We start from the raw sequence: 12077 nt of genomic DNA on the forward strand, positions 1-12077 counted from the left end.
AAATCTGAATCTTTAGAATAAGATGCGGTCTCAGGGCTCTTTCGCGATCCCTGTCGCCTGGGTGAGGGCAGCGGCCAGTCCGGGCGTGCAGGCCAGAACGGGATTGCCTTTCCTGAGGCCATCCTCGGCCAGGAAGTTGTTGGTCCAGCCGCCGGCTTCCTCGATGATCAGGAGACCCGCCAGGGCATCCCAGGAATTGATGTGGAGTTCGCAATAGGCGTCGATGCGCCCGTCCGCGACGTAAGCAAGGCCCAGCGTGCCCGAGCCGGCACGGCGCACGTTGGCGCCCGCCGTCTTGAGCTTGTCCACCACGGCCATGTAGGGCTCGGGCGGCAGGCGCGGCGACCACCCTGCCTCCACGGTGGCCTGCTTCATGTCGTCGAGGCCGCTGACACGGATCGTCTCTCCATTGAGGATGGCGCCCCGACCTCGCTGGGCCGTATAAAGCTCGGCATGCATCACGTCGTAGATCACGCCGATCTCGACCCGGTTCTCGCGCACGAAGGCGATCGAGATGGCGAAGTGAGGGATCCCTCGGGCGAAGTTCGCCGTGCCGTCGATGGGGTCGACCACCCACACATCGCGCCCGAAGGAGCCGCCTCCTTCCTCACCGAAGAAGGAATCGCCGGGGAACAGATGGCTCAGGCGACCGCGGATCAATTCCTCCACCTCCGCGTCGGTGGCCGTGAGGAAGTCCTGAGGTCCCTTGAAGTCCGGCCGTTGCGACCGCGGTCGTTCCAGGAAGCGCTTGCGGGCCAGTACGCCGGCCTCCCGGGCAATGGCGCAGGCTGCGGCGAATCTCATGTCCAGGCTCTCGGTCGGCATCACGGCGGGCGTCCTTCTGGATCAAAATGGAAGCTTCCATTGTTATGAGGCGGTCACAAAGCTTTGAGAGGATGGAGAATCGTATAAGGCCGACGCCGGTCATGCCAGCTTTCGATTTTTAGCCTTTCTTAGCCGGCTCAAATCATCTACGTTACAAACTATCCCATGAGGAGTCCTACTCTCGTCGAATGCCCCAGACCCCAAAAGAAGAACTCAGCCAGGTTGCGGCACTCCCTTTCCGGATCAAGGACGGCAAGCTCGAGGTCCTTCTCGTCACGTCCCGCGAGACCAAGCGCTGGCTGATACCGAAAGGCTGGCCCATGAAGGGCAAGAAGCCCCACAAGGCCGCCGCCCAGGAGGCGGAGGAGGAGGCTGGCGTCAAGGGCGAGATCAGGAACAGGCCCCTCGGCTCCTATGATTACTGGAAGCGTCGGGCTGCTCACTTCGACCTGTGCCGCGTCAACGTCTATCCGCTCGAAGTCTCCAAGCAGCTCAAGTCCTGGCGCGAGAAGGGGCAGCGGAAGTCGCAATGGTTTCCGGTCGAGGAGGCCGCCCATCAGGTTCTGGAGCCGGCACTCGCCGATCTGATCCTGAGCCTGCCCGATCACGTCCTGGACGGCGCCGCCGCGGAATAGTGAGCAGATTTCGGGCCGCTTCCGGGAACGCAAAGCCCTTCAAGAAGTCTTTCCTGTGACGAATGCGGCCAGGCGGCGGAGCTTGGCCATTCACAGGCATGCGAGGAGATTTCGATGAAGGCGCTGGTTTGGCATGGCACCACGGACATCCGTTGCGATTCGGTTCCCGATCCCCGGATCGAGCATCCCCGCGACGCGATCATCAAGGTGACGAGCTGCGCCATCTGCGGCTCGGATCTCCATCTCTACGATCACTTCATGCCGGGGATGAAGTCCGGCGACATCATGGGCCATGAAACCATGGGCGAGGTCGTCGACGTCGGAGCCGAGTCGAAAGGCAAGCTCAAGGTGGGCGACCGCGTGGTGATCCCGTTCACCATCATCTGCGGCGAATGCGATCAGTGCAAGCGCGGCAATTTCTCGGTCTGCGAACGGACGAACCGCAACGGGCACATCGCCGCCAAGGCCTTCGGCCATACGACGGCAGGCCTTTTCGGGTACACGCATCTGACCGGCGGTTATGCAGGCGGTCAGGCCGAGTACCTGCGCGTGCCCTTCGCCGATGCAACCCATATCAAGGTGCCGGACGGCATTCCCGACGAGAAGCTCCTCTTTCTCAGCGACATCTTCCCCACCGGCTGGCAGGCGGCGGTTCAGTGCGACATCCAGCCGACGGACACGGTCGCGATCTGGGGTTGCGGCCCGGTTGGACAGATGGCGATCCGCAGCGCCATTCTGCTCGGGGCGAAGCAGGTCATCGCCATCGACCGGGTCCCCGAACGTCTGGCCATGGCGGAGGCCGGAGGCGCCGTCACGATCAACTTCGACGAGGAGAGCGTGATCGAGCGGCTCAATGAACTCACCAACGGCCGGGGGCCGGAGAAGTGCATCGATGCAGTCGGCATGGAGGCGCATGCGACCGCGACGATCGATTCGATGTATGACCGCGTGAAGCAGGCGACGATGATGGAGACGGATCGTCCCCACGTGCTGCGCGAGATGGCCTATGTCTGCCGACCGGCCGGAACCCTCTCGATTCCTGGCGTCTATGGCGGCCTGCTCGACAAGATCCCGTTCGGGGCGATCATGAACAAGGGGCTGACCATCCGCACCGGCCAGACGCATGTGAACCGCTGGACGGACGACCTCCTGCGTCGGATCGAGGATGGCCAGATCGATCCGTCCTTCGTCATCACGCATACCGTGTCCCTCGACGAAGGACCCGACATGTACAAGGTCTTCCGCGACAAGCAGGACGGCTGCATCAAGGTCGTCATCAAACCCTGACAGGTGAGATCATGCGCTACGAAACCGAAAGAACGCGACGCCGTGGTCATGCCGATACGGCGACCGACACTCTCGCCCGTGGGCTCGGGCTGTTTTCCATTGCTCTTGGAATTGCCGAGATCGCGGCGCCTCGTGCCCTGGCGCGGGCTTTGGGCATGAAAGGGCAGGAGGGCCTGATCGCAGGCTACGGCGTCCGCGAGATCGCGACCGGCATCGGCATCCTGGCATCGAAGGATCCGACGCCGTGGATCTGGGGCCGCGTCGCGGGTGACGGGCTCGACTTGGCGACCCTGGCCACCGCGCTCGAGGGCAAAAACCCCAAGAAGGGCAATGTCGGGATCGCCATGGCGGCTGTTGCCGGCGTGACGGCCCTCGATGTGTATTGCGCCCAGACCCTCAGTCGCGAGAGTCCCCATCCGCTGCCGCCGATGCAGGATTACTCCGGCCGCACCGGCTATCCTCGGGGTATCGAGCAGAGCCATGGCGCGGCGCGGGATTTCGAGGTGCCGCCCGACTTCCGCACGCCGGAAGCGCTGCGGCCCTACACGCAACCTGAGGCGCCTCGACATCCGCAGCCGTCTATGTAACCTAACGGCATGACAAAGCCGCAGGTATTTACGGTTGGATACGAGGGAGCGGACGTGGACCGCTTCCTCGCGACTTTGAAGGATGCCGGGGTTGCGGTTCTCGCAGATGTGCGGGCCGTCGCGCTCTCACGCAAGCGTGGGTTCTCGAAATCGGCTCTGCGTGACGCACTGGCGAGCCAGGATATCGGCTACCAGCATTTCATCCGGCTCGGGACGCCGAAGGCGGGACGACAGGCGGCGCGAGCGGGTGACGGCGAACTGATGCGCCGGATCTATTGCGACGAGGTTCTGGCGACGGGACCGGCCCAGGAATCCCTTCGGGAACTCGAAGCCCTGGCCCTGACCCGGCCGATCTGCCTTCTCTGCTTCGAGCGTGATCCCGCCAATTGCCACCGTCGCGTCCTGGCGCGGCATTTGGCCGAGAAGGGCTTCGAGACGGTGGATCTGTCGGTCCTCTGACGCTACAAGGGAGAGAACCTCCCGTTCGGCCGAGACACCCGATGCAGGCATTCGTCACCGCGGTCAGCGCAAGTCCCAGCCACAGCTTCAGCAAGCCCAATCGGGATGTCATCCGTCTTCTCGCAGGCCTCGGGGTCGAGGGCGACGCGCATCTCGGCACGATGGTCAAGCATCGCTCCCGGGTGGCCAAGGACCCCACCCAGCCGAATCTGCGGCAGGTTCACCTGATCCATGCCGAACTGCATGACGAACTGCGCGAGGCGGGGTTCGACGTCTCGGCCGGCGACATGGGCGAGAATGTCACGACGCGCGGCATCGACCTCCTCCGCCTGCCGGTGGGCGCGCGCCTGCTCATCGGCGCGGGAGCCGTGATCGAGGTCACGGGGCTGCGAAACCCGTGCGTGCAGATCGATCGCTTCCAAAAAGGCCTCATGAAGGCTGTGCTCGGAAAGGACCCGCATGGAAATCTTGTCCGAAAATCCGGAATCATGGCGATCGTCGTCGAAGGCGGCGAGGTGAGGGCGGGGGATGCCGTTCGACTGGAATTGCCGCCCGAACCATACCGGCCGCTCGAAGTCGTATGAAGGTCCGGACGCACTTGCAACAAAACTGCGGTTGCCAAGTTGAAGGAACTGGATTACTTTAAGCCTAGGTTTAATTTCTAGAGAGGGAGGACTGCATGGCTTCTATGTGCTTGCTGAACGTTCCTCCCGCGTCCCGACTCTAGGTCGGACCAGGCGGGGCACCGAGGCCCGGCAAACCTTACCAAGCTATCACGTGTGATGATCTTCGAGCGGCACCGGACGCTGTAGGCCGGCGTTTCTATGGTCGCTCTTCACTCTTCCGGGGAGAGGCGCGCGCTCCGAGCGCCGCCTGTTCGCTTCCATGATCCAGTCGAAGAAAAGCGGGGACGCTACCCGCGATGTCCTGACATTCACCTTCCGCCATTGGCGTGAAGAGCCGCGCTACGTGGTGCTCATCATGGTGACCATGATGGTCTCGACCTTGGCCGACGTGTTCATGCCCGTCTTCGCGGGACGGCTCGTCGATGCCATCGCGGCGGGCAGCGGCGACCGCGACGCGGCCCTGCATGCGGCGCTGGTCGCCTTCGCCTTCATGACCGGCCTCGGCCTGCTCATGATCGTCATGCGCCATCTGGCCTTCTACGGCATCGTGGAGCTCACGCTGCGGGTCATGGGACGCGTCGCGCAGGATGCGTTCGCGCGCGTGCAGCGGTTCTCGACCGACTGGCATGCAAACTCCTTCGCCGGCTCCACCGTGCGCAAGATCACGCGCGGCATGTGGGCGCTCGACCTGATGCACGATACGCTCCTGCTGGCCCTGTTGCCTTCTCTCACGGTGCTGGCTGGCTCGATGATCATCCTGGGCCTGCGCTGGCCCGTGATGGGGCTCGTCATAGGGGTGAGCGCGCTGGCCTACATCGTCATGACGGGCTTCCTGGCGACCCTCTATGTCGCGCCTGCGGCGCGGCTGGCGAATGCGTGGGATACCCGTGTCGGCGGCACTCTGGCGGATGCATTGAGCTGCAACCCGGTGGTCAAGGCGTTCGGCGCCGAGATCCGTGAGGACAGGCGCCTGACCCAGGTGCTGGGGAAGTGGCAGAGCCGCACCCGGCGCGTCTGGCAACGGGGCACCAACAGCGGCACGGTGCAGTTCATCGCGCTGCTCGGCATCCGCGCCGCCATCATCGGAACGGCCATTTGGCTGTGGTGGCAGGATCGTGCGACGCCGGGGGATCTCGCTTACGTGCTCACGACGTATTTCGTGATCCACGGATACCTGCGCGATGTCGGCATGCACATCAACAACCTGCGCCGCTCCGTCAATGACATGGAGGAGCTCGTCGAGATCCACCGGGAGCGCATCGGTGTTCCTGACCGTGTCGGCGCGAGGCCGATCCACATCTCCCGCGGCGAGGTCGCCTTCGAGCGTGTCATGTTCCATTATGTCGGACACGAGACTCCGCTCTATCGGGATCTGTCGTTGACGATCCGGGCGGGCGAGCGCGTCGGCCTCGTGGGGCCGTCGGGCTCCGGCAAGACCACGCTCGTCAAGCTGATCCAGCGTCTCTACGACGTGACGGGTGGCCAGATCCTGATCGACGGGCAGAACATCGCTCAGGCCGAGCAGGCGTCCCTGCGTTCGCAGATTGCGATCGTGCAGCAGGAACCGATCCTGTTCCATCGCACCCTGGCCGAGAACATCGCCTACGGGCGCCCCGGCGCCTCCATGGCCGACATCGAGCGGGCGGCGCGGCTCGCCAATGCGCATGAGTTCATCATGGGGCTGCCCAGAGGCTACTCGACGCTCGTGGGTGAGCGCGGCGTGAAGCTCTCGGGCGGCGAGCGGCAGCGGGTCGCCATCGCGCGCGCCTTCCTGGCGGACGCGCCTATTCTGATCCTGGACGAGGCGACCTCGGCCCTCGACTCGGAATCGGAGATGCTGATTCAGCAGGCCATGGAGCGGCTCATGGTGGGGCGGACCTCGGTCGTGATCGCACACCGGCTTTCCACGGTGCGGGCTCTCGACCGCATTGTCGTGTTCGACAGGGGGCGGATCGTAGAGGAGGGGGACCACCTCACGCTCTACGCAAAAGGTGGACTCTACCGCCGACTCTGCGACCACCAGGGTCTGGATCTCGCAAAAGGGGCCAGGTCCGATATGGCCGCAGAATAGGACGTCTGGACAAAATCCTTTGAAAACTCTAAGGAAATTGCCATGTTTGAAGTCAAAGATATTCCGGTCTCCGACAGCAAGCGGGAGTTTTACGCTTCTCTCGCCCAGCAGCTCTCCGGACTTCTGGAGGGTGAGCCGGACGCCATCGCGAATGCCGCCAACATGTCTGCCCTGATCTACCAGTTCCTGCCGGATCTGAACTGGGCGGGCTTCTATTTCATGCGCGGATCGGAGCTCGTTCTCGGGCCGTTCCAGGGCAAGACGGCCTGCGTGCGGATCGCGGTCGGTCGTGGCGTATGCGGCGCGGCCGCCGAGCGCAGGGAGCCCATCGTGGTGCCGGACGTGCATGCCTTCCCCGGCCACATCGCGTGCGACAGTGCCTCGCGCTCCGAACTCGTCGTGCCTCTCATCAAGGACGGCAAGGTTCTGGGCGTCCTCGATCTGGACAGCCCCAGCCCGAACCGGTTCGACGAAGAGGACCGTCAGGGCTGCGAGGCGCTGGTCGGGATCTATCTCAAGGCTTCCGACATCACGCTTTAGCCCGACGCATGCACGCCGCCTATCTCGACACCTATTACAGCCGCACGGCCGCCGTCCCGGACAATTATCCGATGGCGGCGGGCCGCATGGAGGCGGATGTCTGTATCATCGGCGGCGGCCTCGCCGGCCTGACGGCGGCGCTGAAGCTCGCGCGCAGCGGACGGAAGGTCGTTCTTCTCGAAGCCCGTCGGATTGCCTGGGGCGCCTCCGGCCGCAATGGCGGCTTCGTCTCCGCAGGCTATGCGACGGGCTTCTCCGCCATCGAGCGGCGCGTGGGGTCCGACCACGCGCGAGAGCTGTTCCGGCTTTCGATGGAAGGCGTCGAGATCGTGCGCAGGGGGATCGACGAACTCGGCATCAAGGATGCTCATCCGGTGCCGGGGATCGCAAAGGCACTGCGCTATGACTCGCGGGGAGCCTTGCAGGCCGCCAGTGAAAGTCAGCAGCGCCAGTTCGGTCAAGCGCTGCGCTACCTGCCCCGGGCCGAGGTGAGAGAGATGCTCGCCTCGCCCCGATACCACGAGGCCGTTCTGGACGAGGGCGCTTTTCACTTCCATCCCTTGAACTACGGGTGGGCCTTGGCGCGCGAGGCGAAGCGGCTGGGCGCCGCCATTCACGAGCATTCGCCCGTGATGACGGCAGATCTCGAGGGGGGCCGCAAGATCGTCCGCACGACGGGCGCGGAGATTTCTGCCGAGCACGTGGTCTTTGCAACGGGCGGCTATACGGACGGCGTGCTGCCCGCGCTGAAACGCGCATTCCTGCCGATTGCCACTTATGTTCTCCTGACCGAGCCGTCGCCGGACCTAGTCCAGGGAGCCATTCGCACCCAGGCGGCGGTTCTGGACGATCGGCGGGCAGGGGATTACTACCGCTTGGTTGATGGGGGAAGCCGCATTCTGTGGGGAGGACGGATCACCACCCGAACGACCGATCCGCGCGACATCGCGGCCCTGCTCAAACGGGAGATGGTGACAACCTATCCGCAGCTATCCAGGCTGAACGTGGAGATCGCTTGGTCGGGTCTCATGTCGTACGCCCGACACCTGATGCCGCAGATCGGGTCATGGAAGCCGGGCGTCTGGTACTGCACGGCTTTCGGGGGCCACGGTATGAACACCACGGCGATCGGCGGTACGGTGGTCGCGGAAGGCATTACCGGCGAGAGCGACCGCTACCGTCTCTTCGCGCCGTTCGGTCTGACGTGGAACGGCGGCATCATCGGCCGCGCCGCCGCCCAGCTCACCTATTGGAGTTATCAGCTCGCCGATGCGGCCAGGGAATTCCGCTCTCGCCAGAGTTGAGATACTGAATTACATTTTGGCCGCGGATGCGACAATCCAAAGGCAGCTGAAGCTGAACGCGAGTGCGACAAGGTTCATGAGATAGGCCAAGGCATCGTTGGCGGGGTGGCGTTTTCCCGTCTGTTCCATCGTGCTTCCTCAAAAGCCGGAAGGTTCACAATGGGGATAATGCCTGAGCTTGGTGTCTGTCCAGATGGTTAACGGATTATTTTAGAGCATCGTGCGCAAAAGTGGGAACCGGTTTTGCGCGAAAAGATGCTCCACAACAAAAGCTTGAAGCACCGGGCGTGAGATCGATGACACGTCCGATGCTTGAGTCAGCCACCAATTGTGCCGTGGACCGTTCCGAAGCGCCGGCTTTCGCAGGTGCAGTCACTGTTCTTGGACAAGGGCTCTGCGATCCAGCACACGCCTTTCGGCGTCGTGCAGGTGGCGCCTTGGCGCATATCCGCACGGGAGCGTTCGTACGCGCGCAGGCGATGCTCTCGGAAATAGGTGCGCTCCTTTGTGTGGAAGGGGGCGGTCAGATCGGTTTCCGGAAGCGGCCGCTCGCTGTCGGCTGCCAGCGCAATGGCCGGCGCGAGTGTTCCGGCGAGCAGGATGAGACAGGCGGCGATGGAGGGTTGCATGCATGGCTCCCGCGATGGAATCGGTTCGGTTCCGAGGCCTTTCTCCTCGCACCATCCCTCGCCAGGTGGCAACCCCGGTCGGCCCGAAGGATCGATCACGAAAGTCTGATCACAAATAGAAGTCGTTCTTCGACAGCGCGGTCAGGTCTGCGACCTTGATTTTGAAGTCTGCGGATCTGTCGCCGTTCACGTCGCCCGACACGATGCCATCAGCAAAGCGCAGTTCCCCCGCTTTACCGTGAAACGCAGTCTTGCCGATGAAGTTGAAGGCCTGATTGCCTGCGACCTTGGTGTTGGCATCGATCCCGCGAAGGTCGATATGGTCCGAGCCGCGGAGGAAATCGGTGATCGTATCCACGGTGGATTTGCGCGAATCACTCATGGCCTGGAAGACGAAGACGTCTGCGCCGCTTCCTCCGATGAGCAGATCCTTGCCGCTCTGACCATACAGCTTGTCGCTGCCGGACCCGCCTTCGAGCGTATCATTGCCGCCGCGCCCGAAAAGAGAGTCCTTCCCGTCTTCTCCGCGAATGGCATTGGAAGCACCGTTGCCGTGGAGCATGTCGTTGAACGCGCTGCCGGTCAGGTGCTCGATGCTCTCGTAGGTGTCGCCCGCGGCATCTGCCCGATTGCCTGAGGGAGATTGAAGATCGGCCGTCACAGCTGCCTTCGCGGTGATGTAGCTCGCCGTGTCCGAGCCGCTTCCGCCACTGAGAAAGTCGCCGCCACTCCCGCCGATCAGAATGTCATCGTTGCTTTGGCCATAGAGCTTGTCGTCGCCACCACTGCCCTGCAATGTGTTGCTGGCCGTATTGCCCTTGATCACATCGCTTGCGGAACCGCCGGAGGCATTTTCGATGAGAGAGCGTTCGCTGGCCTGATAAAGGAATGCGTTGGCGATGTTGCCGGCAGCGAGTTTCGATCCGTCCCAATATAGTTTTGCGCGCTGCTCCTGGGATGTGATCGTCCAGGCTCCAGGCTCGAGATCGATGGAAAGCCCGGTGGTGTAATTGCCGAAGTTGTACGTATCGATGCCGCCGCCGTCCCAGATAGTCAGCAGAATCCGATTGCCGCCGGGGGCACCCTGGCCAACGCCATTGATGAACATCTCGCCCGTCGTGGGGCTCCAGGCATAGCTCGTGTCGCCACCGTTCAACCCGTAATTCGCACCATACATGTGCTGGATAGCGGCGATGTCGTACATCATGAGGGCCTGGGGATAGCCCCAGGTCTCGTTGGTGTAGCCCGTGCCGGTCGAAGCGCCCGCGTAGGAGCGGTAACTCATCACGGTGTATTCCAGGCTGTCTCGATCAAGGGGCATGTTGCCCTCATGCGAATGCTCAAGCCCAAGGGCGTGCCCGATCTCATGCATGATCGTGAGGTAGGCATAGTTGCCCTTCGCCGGGCTTGCGTAGCTGCGGCTGGAATTGTTGAGCCAGACATCGCCGCCTGTCGCGTCGGTTGTCGGAAAATAGGCCCAGGCCGTGCTGGGCACGTCCGATTGCGCGAACCGCAGATCGGCGGAAGACGTGCCGGCTCCGCTCTGCTCCTGGAAGGTCAGATTGCTGACTGCCGCGTAGAGATACAATGCGGAGCGCGCAATGGCCTGCTGGGCATCGTTGAATGCGCCAAAACCCTTCGCGGTTTCGCCGCCCCCGTAGGACGATCCGTAAGAGGCGGCCGTTGCGGGAAAGCTATAAGTCAGATTGCTCGGTACCCATTTCATCGTACCGAGAACAGCATCGATGTAAGCATTTCCCGTGGGATTGTACGTTTCGACAGCAGGCATGATTCTTCAAACGGATAGAGCAGAAATGATGAAGGCGAACATTCGCACGGCGATCGGCCGACGAACCGAAAGCAGGGCGGTGTTTGAAGGGTAACCTAAGGCCCTTCCAAAAGACTTAAGCTTGGCAGAGGAACCCGTCCGGGACGGGACTGTTACTTCATAACTGTTATGATGTTCTGATCCGAGCCCCGACGAGATTCGTTTGACTGGTTTGATCTCGCGCGAATGAGTCGCTCCGGGAGCTATAGGCAGTTTCCGGCCTTATCGAAAGCAGATGTGTTTGGCTGCCGGCTCGTTCGACAACATGCCGCAGGGCATTGCTCATGGCATGCCGCTTCCGAGCTCCAAGCCTGTCTTCTCAGGCGGGCCCTGACGGCTTCCTGGAGAAAACACCCGTCCCGGTCTGAAGACGGCGAGCGCATCGTGCGGACGAAAGCGGGCCGCCGGCGCGGCCCTCTGGGTCACGTCCGATGCGCTAGGAGGGGAGGCGGTTGCCCCGTTTGACCGAGGTTCGGTGGATACCCGGTTCGAAGCGGATCTGCGGTTCGAGGGGTGGCGCGGCGACCCTGACGGCCTTTCCGCCCTTCGTCTTACCCCGCTCCGTGATGGCCTCCTGAGCAAGGAGGCGGATGTCTTCCAGCCGCCACTCCTCGCTCAACCAGGATCGGCCAATCACTTTGAGGATTTTCTCAAGGGTTGCGTATGGATCGACGACTCCGGGCGCATCGGCCATGTTTTTCATGATTTCCCCCATATGCCGAAGGTTTTCCTTCAGTCATTTTGGTCGGAACGCCTGCGAACAAGACATTTCCTCAGACAAGTATTGCAAAGCTGCCGCGCTAAAGAAACTGCACTTTCGGACAGGATCCGGGGAATGATTCGGAGCTTGGGCGGGAGCCGGGTGCGGGCAGGTTTTGAGCCCTGCGTTTCGCCCGTCGCGGGAGCCCGAGACCACCTGGTATCAGATTGGTAACATTGACGACACCGGGGCCCGACACGGGACGGCGGTTTCGCCGGCATCATCCCCCAACCGCGGCAGATGACGACCAGCGTGGACGATACGAGGGAGCGGAAAAGAACAGAATATCGCTGGTGGTGCGGTTCAGCCCAAGGTCGAGAGGGGAGGCCAATTCACCGGCTCCCGCGGCGTGATCGCCTCGCCGCCGCTCGCTGTTGATACTCTGTCGTGGAGGAGTTGACGGTTCTGCCACCGAAGCGGCCCCGACTCGGACCAGGGTCATACCGTTACATCGGAACTTGACGATATCCCGGACTGCGCTGCACTTGCGTCGGCCCGCTTCCGAACAGCAAAATCCGGTGTCGCA

General features: G+C 62.7%; 12 protein-coding genes. 8 read left to right on the forward strand and 4 right to left on the reverse strand.

What is annotated here, in order from left to right; genetic code table 11:
• Positions 1 to 30: 30 nt before the first annotated feature.
• The gene (locus OCW50_RS00400; protein WP_262296052.1) at positions 31 to 804 is read right to left on the reverse strand and encodes an inositol monophosphatase family protein; all 774 of its coding nucleotides are present in this window, start codon (positions 802 to 804) and stop codon (positions 31 to 33) included.
• 209 nt (positions 805 to 1013) lie between these two features.
• On the opposite strand from OCW50_RS00400, the gene OCW50_RS00405 reads away from it, so the two are divergent.
• The 8 genes from OCW50_RS00405 to OCW50_RS00440 all read left to right on the forward strand — a co-directional run bounded on the left by OCW50_RS00405 (position 1014) and on the right by OCW50_RS00440 (position 8334).
• Positions 1014 to 1460 (forward strand): NUDIX hydrolase, encoded by a 447-nt coding sequence (locus OCW50_RS00405; protein ID WP_262272690.1) that lies wholly within the window; start codon positions 1014 to 1016, stop codon positions 1458 to 1460.
• 114 nt (positions 1461 to 1574) lie between these two features.
• Complete coding sequence (locus tag OCW50_RS00410; protein ID WP_262272691.1) at positions 1575 to 2747, forward strand: zinc-dependent alcohol dehydrogenase; 1173 nt, start codon at positions 1575 to 1577, stop codon at positions 2745 to 2747.
• Between the two features lie 11 nt (positions 2748 to 2758).
• Entirely contained in the window at positions 2759 to 3334 is a 576-nt protein-coding gene (locus OCW50_RS00415; protein ID WP_262296053.1) for a cyclase dehydrase, read from the forward strand.
• 9 nt (positions 3335 to 3343) lie between these two features.
• Complete coding sequence (locus tag OCW50_RS00420; protein ID WP_262296054.1) at positions 3344 to 3793, forward strand: DUF488 domain-containing protein; 450 nt, start codon at positions 3344 to 3346, stop codon at positions 3791 to 3793.
• Between the two features lie 41 nt (positions 3794 to 3834).
• Entirely contained in the window at positions 3835 to 4377 is a 543-nt protein-coding gene (locus OCW50_RS00425; RefSeq protein WP_262296055.1) for an MOSC domain-containing protein, read from the forward strand.
• 301 nt (positions 4378 to 4678) lie between these two features.
• Complete coding sequence (locus OCW50_RS00430; protein WP_262296056.1) at positions 4679 to 6490, forward strand: ABC transporter ATP-binding protein; 1812 nt, start codon at positions 4679 to 4681, stop codon at positions 6488 to 6490.
• Positions 6491 to 6532: 42 nt separating this feature from the next.
• On the forward strand, positions 6533 to 7030 hold the full coding sequence (gene msrC, locus OCW50_RS00435) for a free L-methionine (R)-S-oxide reductase MsrC (protein ID WP_262296057.1): 498 nt from the start codon (positions 6533 to 6535) through the stop codon (positions 7028 to 7030).
• Positions 7031 to 7038: 8 nt separating this feature from the next.
• Positions 7039 to 8334, forward strand: a complete 1296-nt coding sequence (locus OCW50_RS00440) for an NAD(P)/FAD-dependent oxidoreductase (RefSeq protein ID WP_262296058.1) — start codon at positions 7039 to 7041, stop codon at positions 8332 to 8334.
• A gap of 317 nt (positions 8335 to 8651) precedes the next feature.
• Here the strand turns inward: OCW50_RS00440 and OCW50_RS00445 are convergent, their stop codons facing one another.
• From OCW50_RS00445 to OCW50_RS00455, 3 genes are all read right to left on the reverse strand, one after another.
• Positions 8652 to 8963 (reverse strand): hypothetical protein, encoded by a 312-nt coding sequence (locus tag OCW50_RS00445; RefSeq protein WP_262296059.1) that lies wholly within the window; start codon positions 8961 to 8963, stop codon positions 8652 to 8654.
• Between the two features lie 109 nt (positions 8964 to 9072).
• Complete coding sequence (locus OCW50_RS00450) at positions 9073 to 10752, reverse strand: M10 family metallopeptidase C-terminal domain-containing protein (RefSeq protein WP_262296060.1); 1680 nt, start codon at positions 10750 to 10752, stop codon at positions 9073 to 9075.
• Between the two features lie 475 nt (positions 10753 to 11227).
• Positions 11228 to 11494 carry a hypothetical protein gene (locus OCW50_RS00455; protein ID WP_262272700.1) on the reverse strand — a complete coding sequence of 89 codons (267 nt, stop codon included), beginning with the start codon at positions 11492 to 11494 and terminating at the stop codon, positions 11228 to 11230.
• Positions 11495 to 12077: the final 583 nt, after the last annotated feature.

Source organism: Microvirga sesbaniae (assembly GCF_025460805.1).
In the GTDB taxonomy this organism is placed as follows: domain Bacteria; phylum Pseudomonadota; class Alphaproteobacteria; order Rhizobiales; family Beijerinckiaceae; genus Microvirga; species Microvirga sesbaniae.

What these genes read in the sequence shown, in the direction of transcription:
- OCW50_RS00400 (WP_262296052.1), bottom strand. Translation starts at nt 804, where the DNA reads ATGAGATTCGCCGCAGCCTGCGCCATTGCCCGGGAGGCCGGCGTACTG.
- OCW50_RS00405 (WP_262272690.1), top strand. Translation starts at nt 1,014, where the DNA reads ATGCCCCAGACCCCAAAAGAAGAACTCAGCCAGGTTGCGGCACTCCCT.
- OCW50_RS00410 (WP_262272691.1), top strand. Translation starts at nt 1,575, where the DNA reads ATGAAGGCGCTGGTTTGGCATGGCACCACGGACATCCGTTGCGATTCG.
- OCW50_RS00415 (WP_262296053.1), top strand. Translation starts at nt 2,759, where the DNA reads ATGCGCTACGAAACCGAAAGAACGCGACGCCGTGGTCATGCCGATACG.
- OCW50_RS00420 (WP_262296054.1), top strand. Translation starts at nt 3,344, where the DNA reads ATGACAAAGCCGCAGGTATTTACGGTTGGATACGAGGGAGCGGACGTG.
- OCW50_RS00425 (WP_262296055.1), top strand. Translation starts at nt 3,835, where the DNA reads ATGCAGGCATTCGTCACCGCGGTCAGCGCAAGTCCCAGCCACAGCTTC.
- OCW50_RS00430 (WP_262296056.1), top strand. Translation starts at nt 4,679, where the DNA reads ATGATCCAGTCGAAGAAAAGCGGGGACGCTACCCGCGATGTCCTGACA.
- msrC (WP_262296057.1), top strand. Translation starts at nt 6,533, where the DNA reads ATGTTTGAAGTCAAAGATATTCCGGTCTCCGACAGCAAGCGGGAGTTT.
- OCW50_RS00440 (WP_262296058.1), top strand. Translation starts at nt 7,039, where the DNA reads ATGCACGCCGCCTATCTCGACACCTATTACAGCCGCACGGCCGCCGTC.
- OCW50_RS00445 (WP_262296059.1), bottom strand. Translation starts at nt 8,963, where the DNA reads ATGCAACCCTCCATCGCCGCCTGTCTCATCCTGCTCGCCGGAACACTC.
- OCW50_RS00450 (WP_262296060.1), bottom strand. Translation starts at nt 10,752, where the DNA reads ATGCCTGCTGTCGAAACGTACAATCCCACGGGAAATGCTTACATCGAT.
- OCW50_RS00455 (WP_262272700.1), bottom strand. Translation starts at nt 11,494, where the DNA reads ATGAAAAACATGGCCGATGCGCCCGGAGTCGTCGATCCATACGCAACC.